Source organism: Ammoniphilus sp. YIM 78166, from assembly GCF_004522215.1.
Classification (GTDB): domain Bacteria; phylum Bacillota; class Bacilli; order Aneurinibacillales; family RAOX-1; genus YIM-78166.
Genome location: NZ_SDLR01000005.1, coordinates 209752 through 233574 on the forward strand (window position 1 = coordinate 209752; position 23823 = coordinate 233574).

General features: G+C 40.7%; 27 protein-coding genes and 3 pseudogenes. 8 read left to right on the forward strand and 22 right to left on the reverse strand.

Going from position 1 to position 23823, the window contains the following annotated elements:
• Window positions 1-25: 25 nt before the first annotated feature.
• From EIZ58_RS34200 to EIZ58_RS22185, 3 genes are all read right to left on the reverse strand, one after another.
• Complete coding sequence (locus EIZ58_RS34200) at window positions 26-175, reverse strand: hypothetical protein (RefSeq protein WP_205672308.1); 150 nt, start codon at window positions 173-175, stop codon at window positions 26-28.
• A 461-nt stretch (window positions 176-636) separates the two neighbouring features.
• Window positions 637-1059, reverse strand: coding sequence for a VOC family protein (locus EIZ58_RS22180; RefSeq protein ID WP_134703106.1), 423 nt, complete (start codon window positions 1057-1059; stop codon window positions 637-639).
• 775 nt (window positions 1060-1834) lie between these two features.
• Window positions 1835-2848 (reverse strand): cation diffusion facilitator family transporter, encoded by a 1014-nt coding sequence (locus EIZ58_RS22185; RefSeq protein ID WP_240689316.1) that lies wholly within the window; start codon window positions 2846-2848, stop codon window positions 1835-1837.
• Window positions 2849-2946: 98 nt separating this feature from the next.
• On the opposite strand from EIZ58_RS22185, the gene corA reads away from it, so the two are divergent.
• On the forward strand, window positions 2947-3888 hold the full coding sequence (gene corA, locus EIZ58_RS22190) for a magnesium/cobalt transporter CorA (RefSeq protein WP_167577883.1): 942 nt from the start codon (window positions 2947-2949) through the stop codon (window positions 3886-3888).
• A 142-nt stretch (window positions 3889-4030) separates the two neighbouring features.
• On the opposite strand, the gene EIZ58_RS35370 is transcribed toward corA, so the two are convergent.
• From EIZ58_RS35370 to EIZ58_RS22205, 6 genes and pseudogenes are all read right to left on the reverse strand, one after another.
• Window positions 4031-4564 carry an OmpL47-type beta-barrel domain-containing protein gene (locus tag EIZ58_RS35370; protein ID WP_483296332.1) on the reverse strand — a complete coding sequence of 178 codons (534 nt, stop codon included), beginning with the start codon at window positions 4562-4564 and terminating at the stop codon, window positions 4031-4033.
• A gap of 129 nt (window positions 4565-4693) precedes the next feature.
• Window positions 4694-5020, reverse strand: a pseudogene (locus tag EIZ58_RS22195) (pectate lyase family protein); the annotation flags it as partial.
• Window positions 5021-5153: 133 nt separating this feature from the next.
• Window positions 5154-5327 (reverse strand): hypothetical protein, encoded by a 174-nt coding sequence (locus tag EIZ58_RS33725; protein WP_167577884.1) that lies wholly within the window; start codon window positions 5325-5327, stop codon window positions 5154-5156.
• 23 nt (window positions 5328-5350) lie between these two features.
• Window positions 5351-6204: pseudogene (locus tag EIZ58_RS22200) on the reverse strand (permease).
• Window positions 6205-6224: 20 nt separating this feature from the next.
• Window positions 6225-6392, reverse strand: a complete 168-nt coding sequence (locus EIZ58_RS33730) for a hypothetical protein (RefSeq protein WP_167577885.1) — start codon at window positions 6390-6392, stop codon at window positions 6225-6227.
• A gap of 68 nt (window positions 6393-6460) precedes the next feature.
• Window positions 6461-6907: a MarR family winged helix-turn-helix transcriptional regulator gene (locus EIZ58_RS22205; RefSeq protein WP_134703109.1), complete on the reverse strand. Its 447-nt coding sequence runs from the start codon at window positions 6905-6907 to the stop codon at window positions 6461-6463.
• Window positions 6908-7074: 167 nt separating this feature from the next.
• Here EIZ58_RS22205 and EIZ58_RS22210 point away from each other — a divergent pair, with 167 nt between their 5' ends.
• From EIZ58_RS22210 to EIZ58_RS22225, 4 genes are read left to right on the forward strand one after another with little or no spacing between them, the layout of a single operon-like run.
• On the forward strand, window positions 7075-7401 hold the full coding sequence (locus EIZ58_RS22210; RefSeq protein ID WP_134703110.1) for an ArsR/SmtB family transcription factor: 327 nt from the start codon (window positions 7075-7077) through the stop codon (window positions 7399-7401).
• Window positions 7402-7421: 20 nt separating this feature from the next.
• Window positions 7422-8708, forward strand: a complete 1287-nt coding sequence (locus EIZ58_RS22215) for an arsenic transporter (protein ID WP_134703111.1) — start codon at window positions 7422-7424, stop codon at window positions 8706-8708.
• A gap of 27 nt (window positions 8709-8735) precedes the next feature.
• Window positions 8736-9158 (forward strand): arsenate reductase (thioredoxin), encoded by a 423-nt coding sequence (gene arsC, locus EIZ58_RS22220; RefSeq protein ID WP_134703112.1) that lies wholly within the window; start codon window positions 8736-8738, stop codon window positions 9156-9158.
• 26 nt (window positions 9159-9184) lie between these two features.
• The gene (locus EIZ58_RS22225) at window positions 9185-9658 is read left to right on the forward strand and encodes an ArsI/CadI family heavy metal resistance metalloenzyme (protein WP_134703113.1); all 474 of its coding nucleotides are present in this window, start codon (window positions 9185-9187) and stop codon (window positions 9656-9658) included.
• Between the two features lie 59 nt (window positions 9659-9717).
• On the opposite strand, the gene EIZ58_RS22230 is transcribed toward EIZ58_RS22225, so the two are convergent.
• The 4 genes from EIZ58_RS22230 to EIZ58_RS22245 form a co-directional block, all read right to left on the reverse strand.
• A complete protein-coding gene (locus tag EIZ58_RS22230; RefSeq protein ID WP_134703114.1) occupies window positions 9718-10521 on the reverse strand; it encodes a DUF2935 domain-containing protein in 804 nt (267 codons plus the stop codon).
• A gap of 898 nt (window positions 10522-11419) precedes the next feature.
• Window positions 11420-11950 carry a hypothetical protein gene (locus tag EIZ58_RS22235; RefSeq protein ID WP_134703115.1) on the reverse strand — a complete coding sequence of 177 codons (531 nt, stop codon included), beginning with the start codon at window positions 11948-11950 and terminating at the stop codon, window positions 11420-11422.
• Between the two features lie 67 nt (window positions 11951-12017).
• Window positions 12018-12752: a hypothetical protein gene (locus tag EIZ58_RS22240; RefSeq protein ID WP_134703116.1), complete on the reverse strand. Its 735-nt coding sequence runs from the start codon at window positions 12750-12752 to the stop codon at window positions 12018-12020.
• A gap of 361 nt (window positions 12753-13113) precedes the next feature.
• Window positions 13114-13500: a YkvA family protein gene (locus EIZ58_RS22245; RefSeq protein ID WP_134703117.1), complete on the reverse strand. Its 387-nt coding sequence runs from the start codon at window positions 13498-13500 to the stop codon at window positions 13114-13116.
• Between the two features lie 290 nt (window positions 13501-13790).
• Between EIZ58_RS22245 and EIZ58_RS22250 the strand changes: the two genes are divergently transcribed.
• Window positions 13791-14258 carry a GTP cyclohydrolase, FolE2/MptA family gene (locus EIZ58_RS22250; RefSeq protein WP_205672310.1) on the forward strand — a complete coding sequence of 156 codons (468 nt, stop codon included), beginning with the start codon at window positions 13791-13793 and terminating at the stop codon, window positions 14256-14258.
• Here EIZ58_RS22250 and EIZ58_RS22255 read toward each other — a convergent pair.
• Entirely contained in the window at window positions 14230-15069 is an 840-nt protein-coding gene (locus EIZ58_RS22255; protein WP_134703118.1) for a metal ABC transporter permease, read from the reverse strand. The genes EIZ58_RS22250 and EIZ58_RS22255 overlap by 29 nt on opposite strands.
• Before the next feature lie 28 nt (window positions 15070-15097).
• Window positions 15098-15868 (reverse strand): metal ABC transporter ATP-binding protein, encoded by a 771-nt coding sequence (locus EIZ58_RS22260; RefSeq protein ID WP_134703119.1) that lies wholly within the window; start codon window positions 15866-15868, stop codon window positions 15098-15100.
• Between the two features lie 295 nt (window positions 15869-16163).
• On the opposite strand from EIZ58_RS22260, the gene EIZ58_RS22265 reads away from it, so the two are divergent.
• Complete coding sequence (locus EIZ58_RS22265; RefSeq protein WP_134703120.1) at window positions 16164-16679, forward strand: MogA/MoaB family molybdenum cofactor biosynthesis protein; 516 nt, start codon at window positions 16164-16166, stop codon at window positions 16677-16679.
• Between the two features lie 67 nt (window positions 16680-16746).
• Here the strand turns inward: EIZ58_RS22265 and EIZ58_RS22270 are convergent, their stop codons facing one another.
• The 4 genes and pseudogenes from EIZ58_RS22270 to EIZ58_RS35220 all read right to left on the reverse strand — a co-directional run.
• On the reverse strand, window positions 16747-17748 hold the full coding sequence (locus EIZ58_RS22270; RefSeq protein ID WP_134703121.1) for a CobW family GTP-binding protein: 1002 nt from the start codon (window positions 17746-17748) through the stop codon (window positions 16747-16749).
• A gap of 202 nt (window positions 17749-17950) precedes the next feature.
• Window positions 17951-18751, reverse strand: coding sequence for a (2Fe-2S)-binding protein (locus tag EIZ58_RS22275; protein ID WP_134703122.1), 801 nt, complete (start codon window positions 18749-18751; stop codon window positions 17951-17953).
• 278 nt (window positions 18752-19029) lie between these two features.
• A complete protein-coding gene (locus EIZ58_RS22280; RefSeq protein WP_134703123.1) occupies window positions 19030-19767 on the reverse strand; it encodes a class I SAM-dependent methyltransferase in 738 nt (245 codons plus the stop codon).
• 355 nt (window positions 19768-20122) lie between these two features.
• Window positions 20123-20314: pseudogene (locus EIZ58_RS35220) on the reverse strand (glutaredoxin family protein); the annotation flags it as partial.
• A gap of 189 nt (window positions 20315-20503) precedes the next feature.
• Here EIZ58_RS35220 and EIZ58_RS22290 point away from each other — a divergent pair.
• Window positions 20504-21859, forward strand: a complete 1356-nt coding sequence (locus tag EIZ58_RS22290) for an MATE family efflux transporter (protein ID WP_240689318.1) — start codon at window positions 20504-20506, stop codon at window positions 21857-21859.
• On the opposite strand, the gene EIZ58_RS22295 is transcribed toward EIZ58_RS22290, so the two are convergent.
• The 3 genes from EIZ58_RS22295 to rpsN all read right to left on the reverse strand — a co-directional run bounded on the left by EIZ58_RS22295 (window position 21845) and on the right by rpsN (window position 23821).
• Window positions 21845-22372: a GNAT family N-acetyltransferase gene (locus tag EIZ58_RS22295; protein WP_134703125.1), complete on the reverse strand. Its 528-nt coding sequence runs from the start codon at window positions 22370-22372 to the stop codon at window positions 21845-21847. The two genes, EIZ58_RS22290 and EIZ58_RS22295, sit on opposite strands and share 15 nt — an antisense overlap.
• Before the next feature lie 98 nt (window positions 22373-22470).
• Window positions 22471-23541, reverse strand: coding sequence for a CobW family GTP-binding protein (locus tag EIZ58_RS22300; RefSeq protein ID WP_134703126.1), 1071 nt, complete (start codon window positions 23539-23541; stop codon window positions 22471-22473).
• 10 nt (window positions 23542-23551) lie between these two features.
• Window positions 23552-23821, reverse strand: a complete 270-nt coding sequence (gene rpsN / locus EIZ58_RS22305) for a 30S ribosomal protein S14 (protein WP_134703127.1) — start codon at window positions 23819-23821, stop codon at window positions 23552-23554.
• Between the last annotated feature and the right edge of the window lie 2 nt (window positions 23822-23823).

Genomic DNA, 23823 nt, shown 5'->3' on the forward strand with positions numbered 1-23823 from the left:
TAATATGATTGTTGTATAACTCTCCCTAGGTTTGGATTCCTCCAAAATCCCATACGTCAATTTTTCGGCTGTTCGATGGTTCGCTGGCCAATGCACCGACGTTGTTAAAGGCTAAGGTGAAAAGCATGATGAAACTCAGTAATTGGCTGATCGCTTTCTTTGACTTAGCTTGCATTATGACACCCCTTTCATTTCAATATTAGAATGAATTAGACCCTGATGATGCGTTAGTCTCTTTCTACCAAACTTATTATGTCGGTTGCAGGAGATCTGCGCTATAATCATCTCGTGTCATAACTTCCGTCTATGAAATGACACCTATCCTTTCAACTATATAAGGACCATTTATATCATCTTTCGAAAACTTTCTTCTAAAATGATCCTTTCGATTATAAAATGATTATTGACTGCAACAAGGCTGCACTCCTTTGAAAATGAGAAAACGAAAAAAAGAGTAACCATTAGTTACCCCGTAAGACCTGTTAAGATTCATAAAGGAGTCTGTACAGTGAGAAAACTCCTCTTTTGGCTATTATTTATTGTCTTCTCGTATTTTTTCTTGTTATGGTTCACAGTTGAATCTTGGGTATTTTAACGTTAAACATTATCTAATTCGGCCTAAACCACAGGCAGTAGTTATTCTGTGATTTCCCACTGTGGGTTCCAGACTACTTCCCATAAATGACCATCAGGGTCTTGGAAATAGCCTGAATAACCACCCCAAAAAGTATCATGTGCCGCAACCGTAATAGTAGCACCCGCCTTCTTGGCCTGTTCCATTACCTTATCAACCTCATCTTTGCTCCCTACATTGTGTCCAATGGTAAATTCAGTAGGGCTTGGTCCAGTCTGAATAAGCTTTGTATCGTGAGCGATGTCCTTGCGTTTCCAAATTGCGAGCCTTAACCCTGCTTGTAAGTCGAAAAAGGCCACTGCACCATGTTCAAATTCTTTACCAATAATTCCTTCTGTCAGCAACCCCATTCCATCTCGGTAAAATTGCAAGGATCTTTCCAAATCATCGACGCCAAGTGTAATCACAGTAATTCTGGGTTTCATAGTAACCTCCATTTATATGCTTGTAATTTACTTTCGATATACAACAAATAATACCTTGTTATGGACGTTGACTGAGCTCAGTTGCGAGAGTGCCTTCCTTGCAATCAGGAGCTGAAGTGACCTAATAGCGTTAGAATTCATCTAAAATGACGTTCATTCTTAAAAAGGATTGCCCTCCGTAGAAATGATCTACTTTTGGGACAACCCCTTTGTATTTATCCTATTTTATTTCTCTGACTGATTAGAAGGTACTTGTACAATAATGGTAGTGACTGTCTGGTTATCCCATGCTGAGGTAAGATCAAGGTAAACGTCTGATCCAGCCTACCGTACCTAGCATCCCCCGTTCCACGACGACTTTTTTAGGATTCAGCTGATTTTAGGGTCCATTTTTTGCTCAGCTCGTAATCATTTGGGTTCTTTGACCGGAATACGGGGTGTTTTTTACGAATAAGGGCTTATTTTTTCCTCATCCACCCAATAACGGGATGATCTTAAGCTGTACTGCGTGGATGATCACAAATTTTTTCATATACTCACGAAGTTGAGGCGGTTGCTCACAAATTACACCTAGATACTCATGTAGCAGGAATGACTCCAAATAAGAGGTGGATTTTGGTTACAAATTCAATCATGTTGCTCACGGTCCAGTAATGATTTCACTTAAGGAGGTGAAAATCAAGGTGTTGCGGCCCGATTTTCACGAAAACTTCACTTTTGATTACCAACCACTAATGAATACAAATAACCACAAAGGTGGCCGTCATGATCCAGGTTATCCGAACTGATTCAAGCTTTCCGGTGTCCAGTCTTTTACGCCGTTGTCCTCAATAATGCCCAGTACGACATCGGTAATGTCAGGGTCAGCCATCAACTGATCCTGGACACGGAATTTAATATCGTCAGCCACGGCTAAGGATAAGCCTTCACGCAGTTCAATCATCACATCGACGTGATAATAACGTCCTTCCTGCGTGATTCGAATATTGTTTATGTCTGTGACATCTTGATCCGAAAGAATAATCTTCGATACTTTTTCTGCCACATCCCTTGGGGCTGCTACACCGATTAAGCCAACCATATTGTCATAGCCAACCCGAAAGGCTACACCAACCATCAATAAGCCGATCAGAATCGTGACGACACCGTCCAACGCAGCAAAAACAGTAAAGGCGGTAATTACGACCGCGATCAGTGCCAATAGTGCTCCTGTAACGGCCACCAAGTCTTCATAAAATACCAAACGGGTTGGAGGGGCTGAACGGCCCACGTGTTTAAATGAGGCAGCGATGATTCCCAGTCCCTTCGATTGCACTCTCGCTTCAACTAAGATTTCCTTCATAGCTTTGATTAAAATGCCCCCATCGATCAAGAGATTTAAAATCAGGACGCCAACATTAAGCCAGAAGGCGCTACCGGTATGAACAGGATGCTGGAGCAGGTGCCAACCCTCGCGAATGGTTTCGTAGGCCATGATGGTGACGACTATCACGGCAATCATACAGAAAATGTTAATGACGCGCCCAAATCCAGTCGGAAATCGGCGGGTTGGCTTTTTTTCGGCAAGCACGCTTCCGACAAAGACAAAGCCTTGATTAAGCGCATCCGCCAAGGAGTGCATGGATGAAGCAAACATCGCACCGCTTCCACTGATGGATGCAGCGATTCCTTTTGCTCCTGCAATCACGGCATTTCCACCCATTGCGATGGCTGAGGATTTATTCCCTTTCTTCAATAACTTTAAAAAGCTTTCACTCTCCGCTTCCATCCTCGTGTTTCCCCCATTCATAGTCCCTTTTGCTTTGCCTCATACTAAGATTAATTTCCTCCAATCTGAAAGGAATTATGAATATGCAGCTTGACCACGAGAATCATTTACCAAATCCTATGCTACTCTTTAATACTGAGGAAGATACCAGCGATCAACCGACCCCACCCGGTGAAGTGACCTGGGTTCATTTAGATCCTTCAAAGAAAGATGATTTGCAAAAATATCTTCAAAAACTGAATGTACATCCTCTTGCCAATGCAGCCATGAACTCCTTTACTGAAATTCCCAGAGTAGATATTTACAAGAACTATGCTTTCGTATCAAGCGCAGCCATCAAGGAGGACTACTCCATTGCAAGAATCTCCATTTTAGCCGGTAAAAATTATGTGATTACATACCAAGAGGAAAATGATATTTCCTTATTCTCTAAACTCAAGGAGGATTTTCGCGACCATCCGGATCACATGTCCACTCCTGGTCATCTTCTTTATCACATATTGGATAAGGTAGCCATGTATTACTTAAAAGTTGTCGATAACATTTCCGATGAAATTCAAGAGCTTGAAAGGCGGGTATTCCAAACCCCTTTTGCCAATGAAATCGGTCACCAGGTTTATCGGTGGAAAGTTAAGCTGCATGATCTGAGACAGGTCGTAGAGGCCCAAGAAAATGTCATCAAAACCATCGGGCGATCGGACTTTCCCTATATCAATGAAGATAGTGGTTATTACTTCCAGGATTTAAAAGATAATTTCTCAAGGGTAGTCAGTGCATTCGACACATTCAGGGAAACCCTCTCTGGAATTTTCGACCTGCAGATCTCCCTTAAATCCGATCATATGAATGCCATCATGAAGACTTTGACGCTGGTTAGTGTGGTCTTCATCCCGATGACGTTTATTGCTGGGATGTATGGTATGAACTTCGAGTCCATGCCTGAACTCAAATGGAGATATGGATATGTCTATGCCCTGATCCTCATGTTTGGATTAGGAGCAGGCATTGCTTGGTATTTTAGGAAAAAGGGATGGTGGGGCAAGCCAGCCAAAAACAAATAACTATAAATTGCGGGCCTTTTTTCTTCTGCAGGAATAAGAAGAATTCGTTCGTCCACTGCACCTAAAAATATTAAAGGTAAAAAGGGTTGCCCTGAGTAGAAATCATCTACTTTTGGGACAACCCCTTTGAGTATACCTAATTTTATTTCTCTGACTGATTGTGAGGTACTCGTACCGTAACGGTAGTGACTGTCTGGTTTCCTGCCTTATCCCATGCTGTATACGTTATGCTATAGATTAGATCAGCCTTTTTGTTCGCTTTTTTAGCGAGCAACGTAAACGTCTGATCTAACGTATCGTACGTAGCATCTCCCACCAATGGTTCGGACGCATCATCAAGTTCGCTTGGAATAATCGAAGACAACACAACAGAATCAATCCCCGACAAACTGTCACTTGAATCAACGAATGCCGTTACTGAAACAGGCTTATTGTTAGCAGGTTTAAGGATCGTTTGATCCAATTCGACCTGAAGCGTTGGTCCGGTTTTATCCAATTGGATCGAAACCGTTTTCTTCTCTTCTACATTACCGGCGTGATCCACACTCCAATAAGTAAGGCTGTGAATGCCCTCTGAAGTAATGGTAACGGATTGGCCCGTTTGTGGAGCTCCATTATCCATTGTGTAATACGTTACTGCCACACCTGAATCCATATCACTAGCCATAAAGTTCACTGTTACATCTTTATTGACCCAGCCATTCGGCGCATCGTCGGTGGTTACGGGTGCAACGGTATCAATGGTAAGGCTTCGGTATGCCCATTCCGACCAAGCACCATGGCTATCCTTCGTGCGATCCCTCAACGCATATGTATCTTCTCCGATCCCTTCTAATTTCATATTCATTTCCGAATAATTCGATTTACCTTTTACTTGAAGATATCCGCTGCTGGTTAGTTGTCCATTCAGGTCAGTATTTGTAATTTTTCCAATAAATCGCATGGCAAGCGGTGTTTTATCATAGCCTTTTTGTCTCAGGTTTAGAATATTACCTATGCCAACACCGGTGGTTTAAGCTCCTGAGCTGCTGGTTATGACATCTAGAGTTACGGTTTGTGCGTTCTTAGAGGTTTCATAAAGAACTTGAGCGCCAACCTTAAGGGTTCCATCATTATTATAAGCACCTGTCCCCCGTTTGATAGATGGGCTGCCGAACAGCCCTAGGAAGCTAACGATCCCCGTAATAAGCCAAGAACAAAAAAGACCGCTCCCACGAACAGAACGACCCCTCTATATAGCATATACAACCAACCGTTTGATACCCTTACTTGCTCTGGCGCAACAAGTCAGGGTAAACCTGATCTCTTTCTTGGTTCGCACCACAACAAATGTCGTTTTTTTCGTTTGAGTAGCAGTTCTCCTCCGGTTTTACCTCTTCCATTTTGATATCACAGCAGGAACTTTCCTTCTTACCAAACCAATTTTTAAACATACGCATCATCATTACCTCCTTCCATTTTTTTAGATCACATAAAACAAGAACCCGGATATGGTTGACATTAAAAACACGGAACCCATAAAAGCTGCTACCAATTTCTTCTTGAAGATACTATTCAACAAGGTTAATTCTGGTAGACTAGCACCAGCTGAACTAATCATCAGTGCCATTACAGGACCCAACGCCATACCCTTTGCAATCATAATTTGTGATATAGGAATCATGGTCGAAAGTCGAATATACAGCGGGATTCCAATGACGGCAGCAAGAGGAACTAACCACCACTTATCACCTCCCATATAGGTTGTAATCCAATCCGTAGGAACGGCACCGTGAATAACCGAACCAATGGCTGCACCAATAAGCAAAAATGGATATACCTTCTTCATTAAATCCAACGTCTCAGCAAGAGCGAGCTTTACATCAAATTTCTTCTCTGTCGGTTGATAGCCTTTCAAAATCACTTGTTTAACTTGGTTCTCAAATCCTAACTTCTCGAGGGAGATGCCAATCACCACAGATAAAACAGAGGTAATTAGGGTATAGGTTATCGCTATCTTTACCCCCAAGATGGCTGTCATTAAGGTCAGAATAGTGGGGTCGAGAACGGGTGAGGCAAACAAGAAGATCATGACGATTCCAAATTGAACAGATTGACAACGACGGGTATCGTTGAGCACGAACAGAAAGGTGTAAGGAAGGCAAATAATAAAGCTACACCTGCACTTATGAATGGATGGCTTTTCTCCAGCCATTGCTCCATCTTGTTGTAAGGAATAATCCCTTGTAGAAGACTAATTACAAACGATATCGCCACAAAGAGTAGGGTTAATTCTAGTACAATATACAAAAAGCTTTTCATAATCTCCAACCACATCGTTAACTCACCTCCTTTGATTAACAACAAGATTCACAACTAACGGTCTCCGCTTCTTTTAATTGAAACCATTCAAAAATCCTAATAAAAAGAGTCGGCTTTCTTCGTTCAATGGGAGATGAATAATACGGCTCCATTTCCTTCATTTTTTGTTCAACCATCTTCTCAACGGAATAAAAATTATCCATTCATAATCACTCCTTTATTTGTATTTTGCAAGTATTGAAGCAGTTTTTTGAGCAAGAGTTCATCTTGCTCATCTTATTGGCTTACAACAAACCGATGATTTGGACATGGCCTCATTCAAAAGTTTAATGGAGCGAATGACCGTCTCTCTTTCAAACTCATTCATGTGCGAAAACACTTCGTTTAAATATTGGTTCATTTCTGTATCAATGGCGGTAGCAACAAATTTCCCTTCGGTGGTTAAGGAAAGAATATACACTCGCTTATCCTCTGGCATAGGTCTCTTTCGAACGAATCCCATCTTGATCAGGTTTTGAATCTGGCGACTAAAAGTTGTAATGTCTATGGATAATGTGTCGGCTATTTGTTGCATGGAAGGTTGATTTTGTCGTTCAATTTCGTAAAGAATATGACTATGAATTAAAGAAAGTTCAATTCCTCCCACTGAGCAACAATTTTTATTAAGAAGACCAAAACGTCTAGTCATGACTTGAAATAAGCTTCTAATGTTTTCCAATCTTTTTACCCCTAATCTATTTATATCATCATTGTTTGTAAAATGCAACTATTTTTTTAGTTCTTTTGTGCCCAAATCCTTTTGTAAAGTTTGTGTAAAAAAATCTTCTACATATTGATATAACCATATGGTTATATTATGATAATAAACGTGAGGAGGGATGTTCGTTGGAAATCGAAAAAATAGCAGATTCACTCAAGGCACTTGGAGATCCTACACGTCTTCAAATCATCGCTTTGCTACATCAACGTGAATGCTGTGTTTGTGAGTTAGTTCCTATCTTTGGCATCTCCCAACCCGCGATTTCGAAGCATCTGTACCGTTTGAAATCATCAGGGCTTGTAAAGGAAACTCGAAAAGGTCAATGGGTATTCTATTCGTTAAACCGCGAACAATTCGACGTGATTGGTTTTTCGCTAAGCCATCTTCCCGACCTTTCAGGGAAATTCCAGGAGCTAGAGGAAAAAGGACTCCTCGTAAATTGCGACGCCTAACGTAAGGAGAGAGAGAAAACATGTTAGCAGCTATTATTTTTGCCATTACCTTAGTTTTTGTCATTTGGCAACCTAGAGGTCTTTCTATTGGTTGGTCTGCCTCCGTCGGGGCACTGCTTGCCCTAGCTTTTGGCGTGGTTACACTCCAAGATGTATGGACCGTAACCGGGATCGTCTGGAACGCCACATTAGCATTCGTGGCCATCATCCTCATTTCATTAATATTAGATGAAATTGGATATTTTGAATGGGCAGCCTTGCATATGGCTCGCCTAGCAAAGGGAAACGGAAAATTAATGTTTGTGTACGTCATTTTTCTTGGAGCAGCGGTAGCCGCGTTTTTTGCCAATGATGGAGCAGCCCTTATCTTAACCCCAATCGTTTTGGCGATGGTTCGGGCGTTGAAGTTCGATGAGAAAATGATTATCGCTTATGTTATCGCGAGTGGTTTTATTGCAGATACCACTTCATTGCCCCTTGTTGTGAGTAATCTAGTCAACATCGTATCGGCTGATTTCTTTGGTATCGGATTTCTAGAATATGCAAGCCGAATGATTGTGCCTAACTTTTTTGCCTTATTCGCCAGTCTAGGAGTGCTTTATTTCTATTTTAGAAAGAGCATACCAGAATCTTATGACATGACTCAATTAAGAAAGCCACACGAAGCCATTCGAGATATGAGGTTGTTCCGTTTGTCTTGGCTTATTTTAGCCGTTCTTCTGTTCGGGTACCTTTTAAGTGAAACTTTAGCCATTCCGGTATCCTTTATCGCTGGAATTGCAGCTATTTTCTTCATTATTGTAGCCAAGGGTAGTGAGAAAGTAAATACTTGGAAACTCGTTAAGGAAGCGCCTTGGGCTGTCGTTGTGTTCTCCATTGGTATGTACGTCGTCGTTTATGGACTTCGAAATGCAGGTTTAACGGATATGTTAGGTCAAGCAATTCAATGGACAGCAGATTACGGATTATTCTCCGCAACAATGGGAATGGGCTTTATCGCAGCCCTACTCTCTTCGATCATGAACAATATGCCAACCGTTATGATCGATGCCTTAGCCATTCAAGGTACAGCAACAGAAGGTGTCATTCGTGAAGCCTTAATTTATGCCAACGTGATCGGTTCGGACCTGGGACCTAAAATTACACCTATTGGTTCTTTAGCTACGTTGCTTTGGCTCCACGTATTGTCTCGAAAAAATATTACGATCACTTGGGGTCAATACTTCCGAACTGGAATTGTCCTGACGATACCCACATTATTTATCACCCTTTTGGGTCTATATCTATGGCTCAATATTATTTATTAAAAATACCCTTCATTGGAGGAAAAGAACATGACAAAACCACTTGTTTACTTTTTATGTACAGGGAATTCTTGCCGTAGCCAAATAGCACATGGTTGGTTACAAGCCGTTGCCGGGGATAAATACGAAGTACAAAGTGCAGGGCTTGAAGCCCACGGCTTGAACCCTCGTGCTGTCCAAGTCATGAAAGAAGCAGGGGTAAATATTAGCCACCATACTTCCGATGTCATTGACCCTGAAACATTAAAACGTGCAGATTATATTATCACTTTATGTGGTCATGCTCATGACAACTGCCCTGTGGTTCGTAACGATAAAGCGGAAAGATGGCACTGGGGCTTTGATGACCCCGCGAAAGCAACCGGAACGGAAGAGGAAATTATGGCTCAATTCCGTACCGTTAGGGACCAAATTAAGGCTCGTATGGAGCAGTTCGCAAAAGAAGGTAAATAAATATCATACAAGTGAGGTTATTATCCATGATTAAAAGAATGCATGTGGCTGTGAATTGCAGTGACTTGGAAGCATCTTTAAAGTTTTATCGTGCTTTTTTTGGCACAGAGCCCACAAAGGTGAAAGATAACTACGCGAAGTTTGAACTCGACGAACCAGCCCTACACTTCTCATTGAATGTAAGACCTTTTGAACAAAAAGGATCGCTGAACCATTTAGGATTCCAGGTGAACAACACGGAAGAAGTGTTAGCTATGGGAGAAAGATTGCGAGAAGCTGGACTTCTAACCATTGACGAGATGGGAACGACTTGTTGCTATGCGGTTCAGGATAAAGTGTGGGTTTATGACCCCGATAACAATGCTTGGGAGATATTCTATACGAAGGAGGATTCCGAGTTTGAATCAGCCGGAGACCCGAGAGATATGTCTTTATGTTGTGCACCCACTCCGAATCAAGCGGTCCCTGTAACTATAGAGCTAGGAAAGTTTAAAAAATAGGCTCTGCCCAAAAGTTCAGCAAAATAGAGGGCTGTCGATGCAGCCCTCGATGAACAAGTCTATTTTTTCTTTTTCGTTTTCGATAGATGCGCTTCAAATAAATCTATTATTTCCAAAAATCTCTCTGCTTCTCTAAATGTATGATCTGCCAAGAGTGGATGAATATTGCTCTTAATTCGACAAGCCTCTATTAATTCTCTTGCTGTTTTCTTAAAATCCCTTAGCGAAACAACTGAAACTCTGTTTTGATCCAAAAACTGATCCAGAAGTGGTACAGTTTCAGATTGTGGACGCATAGAATCCAAATCAATGGCTTGAAAAACCAATTGATCAAAATCATGGCTAAATTCTCTCGCTTGTTCCACTAGTTTTCTTTCGGAAGGATCTAATAGGTGTCCAATAAATTTGGCGTGATCAGCCATTATCTTAAGGAAAAATAAATTTTCTTGAATGATGGTGTCAGGTTCGGGTGCAAGTCTGCCTTCGTTGAGATCTCTTAACCGTTTGGCAAAATAACTTGCTTCTCTGCTGACATGGTCAACTAATAATGGATAGTTGTTTTGTGTTGGGATTTCGCAGCGTATAACTAAACCTAATACTTTTCTCTTGTAACCCCAAATGGCAACGGCTGCTTGATAAACCTCATTGTTAAAGGCTTGAATAAGCTGTAAATCCGCATTTACATTAAGTCTTGCTAACTTTTCCTCTATTCGTTCAAAGAGGCTAATGAAATGTTGGGCTTCTGCAATTAATTGTGTCTGTTGATAGGTAAATCCCAAGCTTAAAAATAAAGCATGTTCCTTCATGATCCTAGACCAAAACTTAATTTCATCCAAGGATCTAACGACAATTGGATTCGCCATAATGCACCTCCTAATGACATATCTTCCTCCAATATCTATGTTAGAATATTCACACTCATTCATACCATATTCTTGAACGATCCTCCCAATAGCAATAAATAGGAAGATGAATGTATCGCAACCGTTATGCTATCAAATCCCATTTAATTAAAACACTTTTTAGAACTGCTAATTTTACAAACCTTTTGTCGTATCTTTGTCGTTCCATAAGGTGATTTAACCAATTTCTTAAGCGGTCTGATTAACGAAATAATGCCCATAATCTAATCCATCCTCATAATAATTTCACTCGTTATGTATATGTTTACCCTAATGGATAATCCTCCAACCTTCCTCAACTACCTACCCATTAGTTGCGTAACGTAAAGAGGAGCAGCCGTGGCGACTGCTCCCAAAGTTAACGAATCCCTTAGCGCAATAACGAATTATAAATACAAAGATTATGCTAAGGACAATCAAAACATAGTACCCAAGTTGGAGGATTCCAGGGGTGCCGTCATAATGATTTGACTGTAGTCATATCTATGGCGATCTATCCTATTCCTTTATTACTCTATTCGTAATCTTTAATAATAAAAGACCAGTTATTAGAAGATTAACAATAAATCCAGTAATACTAATTATTGTGGAATAAATGTGATAATGATAAGTCAAATCTTGTACAATTGAAAATCCCCACAAAAACACAGGGAGACTTAATAATAACAAAGATAAGTATGGATCATTCGTTTTCTTAGTATTGAATAAGCCTATGATTGCAAAAGTTAATATGCTTATCAAGGTAAACCATAATTCCCCAATAGAAATAGAAACGGGTATATCCCCTGAAAGAATCATCGTCCAACACCAAAGAAGAAAAGAGTACCCACCCAATAACAAAGAGTTACTTATTGAAGCTTTAGAAAACATGGTTTTTATCTCCATTATTAACCTTTTTTGACGTTTCTTCTATTGATAATATTTCATAGTTTATAACGGTTTTTGAGTAAGGAAGATACTCAACAATGACCCATCTGTCCTTAAGATCATCTTCAACTCCGCTGGGTAAAGCTAATTTTACGTTTTCTATTGTTACATATAACTTCCTTGTCATTTTCGATCCCGTTTTTTCAAGCTCTTTGGGTATCCCTTGAACCGTAATCAAGTCGTCCTTAACAAAAGCTGGGATATCAACATATCCACGATAACCAACAACTAGAGCTACTATTATTAACAAGGTTCCCGTCAGTCTTTTGTAACCGTCGTATTCCTTTTTAAAGACTACAAATGGTGTCATAGTGATGGCAAGCGTTAAAAATATATAAAAATATAGAAATCCACCTTGATAAATCCACCCTCTAAAAAGCAAGAAGGAAAGAACCATACAAGCTAGAATGAAGTTCCATATATAGAATAACTTTTTCGTTTTAAATTCTTCAAAAAGCTTCATTTATGTTTCGACTCCAAGTTTTTCTTCCATCATATATAGTGGATGAATTTTGTTCAATGGAACATTTTCACAAGGAATTACTACCGCTAACCAATCGAATGATATTTCCATCTTCATCATGTTCCACTCGAAATCGGTACTTTTCATATAACCCCAATTGCGGTGTAATGTTGAAGAAGAAATCTACTTCCGATAGTAACTCGCCCTGATACCTGTACTCCTCATAATGAAGGTCAGAAAATTTCTCTATTCCACACACACTTCGTTCATACTTCTTCAATTTTCCGTTATCGTAAATGCATTTGGACACCACTTCTAGTTCGCCTAAATGTGTAAATTCAAAACCGTAAACCACATCTCCGATGTAGATTAAATATTCTTCGTTAAACCCACTGTCTTTCGTTGAAAACTCAATTACACCCTTTACTCGAAGCAGTCTGCCGTCCTTATCAAAGCCATATTCGTACGAGTAATTCCCAAACTCAGGTATCTTCTTTTTGAACAATCTGCCTCTTTTCAAGCCGCCAATGACTAAATCCTGAACTGGGCTTGGACAATAAAAACCACGGTGGATCGTTTCTCCGCCTTTAGAATACTCCAACCTAACAATTTTCTCTTCCGCAGCAGCCCGTAATTCGAATAGTTTGTTAGCATTCTCGTGTTTAATTTTGACCAAATCTTCTATAATCTTAATAAAAGCATCTAATCTCGATGGGTTGATTTGTCCTGAAGCCTTTATCTGCTCTTTTGCATCCACTGCCCATTCATCGAATTCTGTCATCATTTTTTCAAACTCGTCCATGCTGTCCTCCTATTTGAAACATAGCTCGCACTCATATCATGGTCTCAAATTTAAGCCTTAAGGAAACCGCCCATACCACAGTAACAATAAAGCAGGGGATGTATGTCGAACCCGTTCCCCCGCTATCGATCTCCGTCCTTCGGAACAATAAGCTAAAACCTTTATTCAACATGCTGCCTGTTAAAGTAGCACCGAAAGAGGGAAGGGATACCGAAGCATCCCGTTCATTGCTATCGATATCAGTAGTTCAATTGCGGCCTAGTTAAGTTAGCACCACTATTGTCATACCTCGTCGTCATTACGAAGTTAGCTGTTAAAAAAAGAGCTGGGAGACAGCTCTTTTTCGAAGTATCGATCCTCGTTAACGGAATAAATAACGGTTTGCAATAAGAGCTATCCATATAGCCGCTAATATCCACACTAAGATAAATAGGCTTCCAACAAACCAGTTTGTTCGTTTACCCTTTTTCATGAGTTCTTCAGCCTTCATCTTACATTCCGCAATAACCGATTCAGGTATCATCTTTAACGCAAACATTACGCCTAGAGGAACCAATATCACATCATCCAGATAGCCTAATATAGGGATAAAATCGGGAATTAAATCAATTGGGCTAAAAGCATAAGCGACAACGCAAATAGCAAATACCTTTGCATACAAAGGAGTGCGATTATCTTTGTAAGCAAAGTAAAGTACGAAAACCTGACTTTTTAACTTTTTAGCCCATGCTTTCAATTTATAAAACATGATTAACCTCTCCTACTTGAAAACAATCTAATCTAATTTTACTACACTTTACTCTTAATAGCTCCACCGCCGGGAGGTAGGTCAGAGTCATCATAAGGTTTTTTACCACTCCCCAAGAAGCATGTAAGTACATACACCTCAGGCAAAGGCTTGTCCATTATCGTTATCATTCCTTTCTATAACAAATATATTTACATTTTATACTTTATAAATAATAATGATTACGATAATATAACTATTATAGTGCTTACATGATGAGGGCACAAATAAGACCAGAATAAGGAGACACAATGATACCCAATCAACCGCTTATACTACCTACAAAAGAAGAACGGCATAAACTCTTTGGTTCTGTACCACCCGTTAAGGGGTCTAAACCCACCTCTAAAGAAGCGATGGTGGATCTACAAAACAAACCTAATGATTTTCTCTTTGCCTTAGACTCCGTTGGGATCTGCAACGTCAAACATCCCATAACCATTCACTCAGATGCAGAGCCTCAGGTCCAAACGACTATTGGAACCTTTCGATTAACGACCCGTTTAATTCGTGAGGCAAAAGGGATTAACATGAGCCGTTTAACCGAGCAGCTGGATCAGTATCATAAAGAAGGTTGGATTGCCGACCTCCCTCATTTATGTAAATTTACGAAAGAGCTGGCAGAACGTATGCACCAACAAGGTGCAGAAGTAGAAGTGACCTTCCCGGTCCGAACCATCATTTCGATTATTAGACTGATTTCAATACCCATTTCTTAAAAGAAATCACTACGCATAAGATCAACAGGGCAATAATTACAATCGTACCCCCTGGCGCTAAATCCCATATGTACGAAACATAAAGGCCAAACAACACAGAAGATTGGGCAAACAAGATCGAGTAGAAGAACGTTTGCTTAAAACTGTTGGCAATTTTCATACTGGCGGCAACCGGCAAGACGATCAAAGCAGAAACAAGTAAAATCCCCACAATCCGCATGGATGAAGCGATCACCAGTGCCAGTAAGACGGTAAAAATTAAATTGACTCTCCTTGAGGGAATCCCGCTGATCTTGGCATTCTCCTCATCAAAGGATAAGGAAAATAACTCTTTATAGAATAAGAGAACCACCGTAAGTACTAGGATAGCCGTAAGAAGAACCGTAAACATATCCGATCGGGAAATGGCCGTAATACTCCCGAACAGGTAACTGTACAAATCTACGTTAAATCCATTTGCGAGTGAAATAAATACGACACCAAACCCGATTCCGGCAGATAAGGTAATGGGAACGGCCATATCTTGATAATGCCGGTAAACTTTTCGAAGTTGCTCTACTCCTAATGATCCGGCCACAGAAAATGAAATGCCTAAATAGACAGGATTTAATCCGGAGAAAAAAGAAAGATGTTTCCCCAACAATAAACTGAAAGCCACCCCAGATAGTGTAATATGAGAAAGGGCATCCGCAATGACAGACATTCGCCTAACTGCAACAAATACTCCGAGAACCGGAGCGATGAATCCAATGAGGACTCCGGATATTAAAGCATTTCGCATAAACTCAAAATTCATTAACGCATGTATCATTCTTTTTATCACTGCTCCTTCCCTTTGCTTAATGCGTATGTTGCAAAATCCGCACTTCTTGTCCATAGGCAGCGGAAAGAATTTGTGTTTGTTGATGGACAAAATCTCGTGAATCTCCATGATAATAAAGTTTTCTATTCAGACAGGCGACTTGGCTTACCTTATTTGTGATGGCGCCGATATCATGACTGACTAACAAAATGGTGATCCCCAACTCTACTCGAAGCTTTTCAATGAGGTCAAAGAAACGTCGCTCTGATTCAGCATCAACCCCTACCGTAGGTTCATCTAAGATGAGAAGTTCAGGTTGACTAACCAGGGCTCTGGCGATGAACGTACGCTGTTGTTGACCTCCAGATAACCTCCCAATATTTCGCTTTGCTAAGTCCCCAAGTCCAACCCTCTCGATCGCCTGATCTATCCATTCCTTTTCCTGGTTTCCTATCCACTTGAATAAACCCATTTTGCCGAACAAACCTGTAGAAACTACTTCAAATACGGTTGCAGGAAATCCTGTGTTAAAACTATTGGCTTTTTGAGATACATAGCCAATACGACTCCAATCCCGAAAGGATCGAATCGGTTTACCAAACAGTTTCACCTCGCCTTGTTGGGGTTTTATCAACCCTAACATGATCTTAATGAGGGTTGACTTACCTGAACCATTCGGTCCAACGAGGCCTAGAAAATCCCCTTGGTTCATGGCAAGATGAATATCCTCCAACACCATAGAGGCAGAATCATACCCAAAGCTCACATCATGTAATTCAATAACTGGAGTCTGTGTTCTATGTGTCATATGGCAATGTTTTCAATCCCCAAGGTCTCTTTAATCATTGATTTACCAATGGGGATGTCCCTCCTTGAATGATATATTCATAATTATTCCGATTTACTTACGCATTCTACTACTCGAATGGATTGCATCCACTCCTTCTCTACCCCTCTTACAACCCCACTTATCGATCTCTCATAACAGATGATCCTCACCTGCACATGGTTCCACATTATTTGATTAAAAGAACTCTATCCAGTGCACCCACAATTCGATATAATAGGAATAATTACGGTTTATATGGAAAGGAGAATGCAGTATGTCAGTCCAAGAACATCGCCGTCAAGCTCCCGATTCGGTAAAATGCTTGGTCATTACCGTATCAGACACAAGAACAGAAGAGTCGGATAAGAGTGGACAGCTGATAATGGAACTACTCAAAGAAAATGGGTACTCTCTTGTGGATTACCAGATTGTGAAAGATGAATATGCAGAAATCAAATCCCTGCTGCGAAAAGCGAGTAACCGAACGGAAATCGAAGCTGTATTGCTGAATGGTGGTACAGGCATAGCGCTTCGAGATACAACTTATGAAGCTGTACGAGATAGTCTAGATAAAGAGATGCCTGGATTTGGTGAGATCTTTCGATATCTTAGCTTTGCGGAGGATATCGGCTCAGCCGCTATATTAAGTCGTGCCATCGCCGGCGTGTGCGGGAATACCGCCATCTTTTCCATGCCCGGGTCTTCCGGTGCCGTTCGGCTTGCGATGACACGCATCATTTTACCTGAATTGCGTCACGTCATGCGCGAGATTTACAAAGACCGTCTTTAGAATTTCGCATTTAAAGCCGAGCGGATCATATCTACACTCGGCTTACATTATGATTGGCTACGCTTGATTAACTCGCTACACATTGAGCGAACTGTTCTTGGAACCAGGTTGGGTCTAATTCGCGCCCGATAATCACGACTTCACTCACTTTCTGTTCAACCGATTTCCATTTGCGATCGGCGTTTGAGGCAAACAACATATGAATACCTTGGAATACCACTCTTTCCTCTACATCCTTGATATATAAAATCCCTTTGTAGCGGAACATGTTCTCGCCAAAATCTTGGATCCACTTCCCAATTAACTTCTCCAGCTTCTTCAAGTCCAAAGGCCTTTCTTCGCGGAGTACAATGGATGAGACTGTGTCATCATGGTCATGGTCTTCTTCTTCCAGAAAACCAGGATCAACTTCCAATTTTTTATCCAAGTCAAAAGCTGAAATGCCTAGGATCTTGTTTAAGTCAATCTGACTATTCTGTGTACGATATATTTTAGCTGCCGAATTCATTGAAATTAAACGATGCTCTAACTGATTCAAACAAGATTCATCCACTAGGTCAACTTTATTTAATAAAATCACATCCGCAAAGGCCACTTGCTCTTGTGCTTCATGACCTTCATCTAAGTGTCGTTCCGCATGTTTTGCATCAACCAAAGTGACAATGGCATCCAAGGTATAAAAGCTCGCCATTTCCTCATCCACGAAAAAAGTTTGTGCAACCGGGGCGGGGTCAGCCAGTCCAGTCGTTTCAATCAGGACACGGTCAAAGTCTACCTGACGATCACTCTTCCCTAACTTCGCATCCATTAAGTCTCCTAAGATGCGAATGAGGTCCCCGCGGACGGTACAGCAAATACAACCATTATTCATCTCAAATATTTCTTCATCTGCTCCAACCACCAGTTGGTTATCAATCCCGACTTCTCCAAACTCATTTACAATGACAGCAATTTTTTGTCCGTGATCTTGTGTAAGAATATAGTTTAATAGTGTTGTTTTCCCAGCCCCTAGAAAGCCGGTGAGTACAGTAACGGGTACTTTATTCCCTATTTCATCTTTTTGATACATCGTTGTCCCTCCTTTTAAATCGAAATGATTACGAATAATTATTGTAATTATATTCCATGAATTGGATAGTTGTCAAACACAAAGTCTATCCATTCACTATTCTTACTGGACCCATTCAGTGAAAAGCTTCGACTGACTCCGATTCCCACCTAGTTCAAGATTATCATTTCAATCATCCATGTCCCTTCTCTAGCTCTTTTTGCTAGCCTTGGGTTTGTATCAGCTGTTTCTTGATTTCGCGTTCTTCGGCACTCATTCTTGGACAACTATAACAGTGTCCAGGATGGTTACTCCTCTTATAAGCCAGACAACATGTGGAACGTTGACGAATCTGCTTATCCGGTACTGTAGCATCCTCGATCCACTTGAAGGATACGTCGAATGGATTGCTTTTTAGCTCTAAACGCGTTAGATCCAGGTCCTTCAGTAACGCATAGAAGTCATTGTTTATGGTTTGTCTGCGTGCAAGAAACAAGTCATGAGCTAGCCATTTGTCCTTTTCATTATGGAGTCGGGTTGCGAACTGGGCCCAAAGGTGGTTTTCACTTATTTCTGCCACAGCAGATAGACTTTTGATAATGGGCTTGACCTCATTCGCATAAAAATGATCATAAATTTGCGATCGCCATTCATTACGTAAACCTTCTTCTTCTGGGGCCTTCGTTACCTTTGTCCTCTTATGAGCAAATGAAATTTTCCTTTGATTTTCATCCATGTGTAACTGAAAAGTTAAATGTTCTAACCGGACCTCTGAGACAACATCAAATAAAGAAACCATCGCTTGTAACCCTGCACACACTGCGCCAAACCAGCTGGTGAAGTGCGTGGCAACCACCTCCGGATACTTAGTACCTATAAGGGGCATTAGCTCTTGAGTAAAGGAATAGGCGGTTTCTCTTTCTACTAAATCGGAGAGTGAGCACCGTTTCACAGCATCTCTTCGTATTTGATCGATGAGTCCATATTCCGTTTCAAGAAACTTCCAGTTAATGTTTTTATCCATAGAACCTCCTTTGTGATAATAGATACCATTCCTATTTAAGTAGAGGAATTGCAAATCATTATAGTTATAATTTTCAATACATATACGTTTGGGTTCTTCCCTCAGACAAAAATGGTAGACTGCCAGTTTTATACCTAATTTACAAGTGTTTACCTCTACATTCCATACCCATATAAATCATGAACGATCTGCCAAACCCATAGATAATCCAATCGAATTCCGTAACCAGATCGATATATTGGGATGAGGTAAGTAGGTACCACCATTATAATAATAGGCTATAAATTTTTATTTTTTCTGCAGATTAAGATCATACGCGGAGAAGTCGATGCAATAAACCCGCTAGTGTCATAATTACCAAACACATATTGGAGGTGTAAATGGTTTCGTTCCAACATAGGTACTAATTGTTCTAAACGGTATAATTTAACCTTTTCCTCATAACTCTTCTCCGTCTCATCTTCCTTGATAATAATCCTTTTGTGTACGTACTGTTCTGTTAACGTTCGATATTGTAAAATCTCTATATTCTTCATGAAGGTTTGAGTAAAAGGTTCTAAATTTGTTGTTAAAAAGTCAGGGTTTAAATAGTCCAATAAAAAATATCCGCGTGGTTTCAAGGAACGACTTACCGCGTGCAACACCTGTTCATTCTCTTCATCCTCATCAAAATAACCAAAACTGGTAAACAAGTTAACAACAAGATCCATTTCTTCGTTAAATCGTACTCTTCGAGCATCAGCTCTCATGTATTGAACGGGGAGATCTAGTGTATTTTTAATCGCTTCCTGTAATAATACGGAAGAAAGGTCAACCCCGACTACATCAAAACCCTGCCGATCTAACCAGCGGCTATGTCGTCCCTGTCCACAACATAAGTCCAAAACCTTTTGTCTAGGCTTATGAGGGATATAGGTTAATAATTTCTCTAACTCCCTCATCGCCTGATTCTCGTCACGATGGGCGTAAATCTTTAGATAATCTTCTTGAAAAGACCATTCATACCACGGTTCCAATTCTTCTCACCTCAATTTAACTAGCGATCTCATTTACCTATTTATCTAGAAATAAGGAACTATTGTTTGTTCCAAAATAGGTTTTAGATATCCCTATCGGACTTTAAGGTGACGGTGAAAAGTGATCCTCTTGATAGGATAACTTATGTAAGATTGCTGCCCGTCTCCCTCTCCACCTCGGGTGTACCTTCTAGGTAAACAATAAATATTACGATTTAAACAAAGAATAGAAAAGGCAGAGCGTGCCCCCTGCTTTTTCATCAATCTACCTTACTTTATTATTAATTTTACTACACTCAAATGATAATTATTACGATTTAAAGTATAAGAATTTTTTACTAATCTGTCAATTCATCTACCTTTTATGCACATTCCAGGCCCTTTTCAATTTATGAACATTAAATCCAGCGATTACGACATCTCCGATTAAAAAAACTGGTGTTGTTCTGGCTTTTAGTTTACGAAACTCCTCCATATATGTAGAGTTCTGCTGGATATCCCATTCTTCATATGGAATATCCTGATTGGATAGCCAAGCCTTGGCTGCAAAACATGGAGGTCAGCCAGGTTGAGAGTACATAAACACTTTCTTATCCATTACCAATCACTCCCGTTGATCTGATCCCGCTTCAAAGCGAATTTTTGTGCCCTCTGATACCAGAAAAATACCCTTTTTCGTTTTTCTTATACTATAATAGGAACAATGACGATTATAGGAGCTCTGAGGAGAAACAAAATGGTGAAAAGAATAAGCTTTATTTTTTCCCTCGCCCTTCCGGCCATCGTGGAAAATATCCTGCAGTTTATTGTAGGGTTTGTCGATACCCTTTTTGTATCAAAATTGGGGTTATCCTCTGTGGCGGCCGTTGGACTTATACAAATTTTATTAAACATTTATTTTGTTCTATTTCTTGCCATTGGAACGGTCAGCACGGTCATGGTTGCCCAATATTTCGGCGCTAATCAAATACAAAAAGCACGAAGCGTGGCCAAACAATCGATCTTATTAGCCTGCCTTATAGGCCTCTTCGTCGGGGTTATTAGTTTGTTTTTGGCTGAGCCTATACTCAAAGCGATGGGGGCAGAGGCTGATATTCTAAAAGATGGAGTTATTTATTTCAGAATCGTAGCCGTTCCTTCGATTATCATTTCTCTCATGTTCGTTTATAGCGGTTTACTCCGAGGTATAGGAGATACGGTTTCCCCGATGAAAGCCGGCTTTTGGATGAACGTGATTCATATTCCCCTAGACTACTTGCTTATTTTCGGTCTCGGCCCTATTCCAGGCTTAGGTATAACAGGAGCTGCCATCGCCACGGTGCTTGCTCGGTTGGCAGGTTTATTCATCCTTATTTCATACTTCAAAAAAAGTCCTTCCAAAATTGGGATGGATTTACCCCATAAATGGTTCAATGATTGGCAAACATTACGGGCAATTATTAGAATGGGTACACCCATCGCCTTTGAACGACTATTTATGCGCCTAGGCCAAGTCATTTATTATAGTCTGATTTTATCATTGGGAACCACTACGTTTGCGGCTCATCAAATCGCTGGAAATTTGGAGTCTTTTTCATTTGTCATTGGGACAGGATTCACCGTAGCAGTCACCACCTTAGTTGCGCAAAGCTATGGAGCAAGGCAAATCAGAGAAGCATTCATCTACAGCAATTATTCCGTTTTGCTTGCTGTTTGCCTCATGTCAACCTTCTCATTCTTTTTATTTTTCGCTGGTTCATGGGGGGCACAGCATTTTACAGACAACCGGGAAGTCATTGAACTAGTGGATATGGTATTAAAGATCCATGCTTGTTCACTAATATTTCAAGCTATCAATCTCGTTTTGACTGGAACCTTAAATGGACTAGGTGATACCAAATGGCCTCTGATTTCCACCGCCATTGGTACTTGGTTTGTCCGATTAGTCGCTGCTTATGGTCTTGGAATCCTTTTAAATTGGGGACTAATCGGGGTCTGGATTGGCATTTTTCTAGATGATCTTTGGCGGGCGTTGTTTTTATTCGGGCGTTTCCATTATTTAAAGAAACGTTATCAGAAAAAGGCTGAAACCCATTCATTATCTTTGTCCTGATACACTCCTATCCATGTGGACGGTTTGCCATTTTGGATCATTTCCCACACACGTAATCACAAACCCTTGAGTTTGCCAAAAGTCTACGGCTCCTGGCAAGAACTGATGGGTATGGAGATAAAGTGTTTCATACCCAACATCCTTGCAAAAACGCGTAAGCTTGGCCACCAGCTTAGAACCTAATCCCGTCCTGCGAAATTCCGAAGAAACGAAGCATCGGACAATCTCGGTCGTTGTCGTCAAGTCATAACACCCCATTAATTGCGGAATTCTTCCGTCATAGGGACGGGCAGCTATCGTTCCGACCACTTTCCCTTCCTTTGAATAAGCAGCAAAAAAGGCCGCTCTTTCAGGCAGAAGATAGGTTTCTTCGAGTTTCTGCAGGTCCTTCGGAGGGATCTGCGGATCAAACATTGGAAATACCTCCCGGATGACTTCCATGGTAAAATCCAATACCAGCGGGATCTCGCTTCTGCTCACCTGTTTGATGTGGCTTATTTCTAGTCCTTCCATTTCTTATGACCTCCTTTGCTTGTAAACAAATAACAAAGTGGTGCAATAGACACCGTCCCACTGAAGCTCCTCGTGAATTTCTGAAAGAAGCAGCTTAATTAAATTCTGTCAACTAAATCGCATCTGGGACTTCCTACAGGCAGAACCAAACACGAATCCAGCGCTTGAATAATTTCCTCTCGATTTAAGTCAATTCCAATAAAAACTAGTTCGGTTTTAATTGGTATTATAGAGGTAAATCGATCCTTTTGAACCTGGAAGAACAGAGCAACTTCCCCTTCTTGACCTTCGTCAATGCATATTGAGGGGCCAGATTGAGACAAGACCAGGGGATGTTCTTCTCCTTCGAGCCAAACCACTCCTTTAGTTCTCAAAATTTCCTGTGGAAGCTCCTCTATCCATTGATAAAAAAGGTCTGAATCAAAAGGTATCTGCTTTTCATAAACAAAAGAGCCTATTCCATATCTGCCGACAAGCTGAAGAGGCCTCCTTTTCTGAAGTATTTCCGTCATCCACCCCACCGCACCTCTCATGTCCTTCGCGTCAAATAGGCCAGTGTGGAGCAGCTCTGTAGGACCGATCAAACCATACGAGGTCCTCACTACTTTAGCATGCGGCTGCAACTTTCCCAAAAACCATTCGAGCTCTTGTAATCTTTCCTCACTCAGGCCGTTGCATTGATTGAGAACAAGAACATTGCTATATTCAATCTGTTCAGTTAATCGATTAGTGACCATCACCGCCTGCTCCTCAGCTTGATGATCAACCAGGAGGCTATCAGAGGTAAAATCAAGCCAAAAATGTTTAGCATCTACAACGTTGATAATGGCATCCACGATATAGTTTTCATTCAGTAATTCAGCTATCTTAAACGGAGCTGAGGTTCCATTTAACTCTACAATAATATAATCTGCTTCCTTCGTGTGAGTATCGACGGCAACCAATAAGTCTTTATTTGAATAGGTTTGGGTGACATGTAGAGATTGAACGAGCTTTCTTTTTATTTTTCTTTTTTGATCAATCTTTTCAATTAGGGTTTCGAAACCAGGTTCATGCTGAATGATAGCGAAGTCAGTGCCAGTTTCCCTAGTTAGAATCTGCCTAATTACGGAAGACTTACCGCTGCCCATGTACCCGCTAAGGATCATGACTGGGGTTGTAGGTTTCATCGTCAACCCATTACCAACTAGCCTTTTTCACTCCTGGAAGCTGTCCCTTGTAGGCAAGCTCACGGAACACAATCCTGGATAGCTTGAATTTCCTTAGTACCGCTTTGGGTCGACCCGTAACTTGACATCTTCTGGTTAACCTAGTAGGAGAGGAGTCTCGGGGAAGCTTGCGAAGAGCCTCATAATCTCCCTTCGCCTTCAACTCTCTTCTTCGTTCTGCATATTTAGCGATAAGCGCTTCTCTTTTCTGTTCTTTAACTACTTTGGACTTTTTAGCCACCT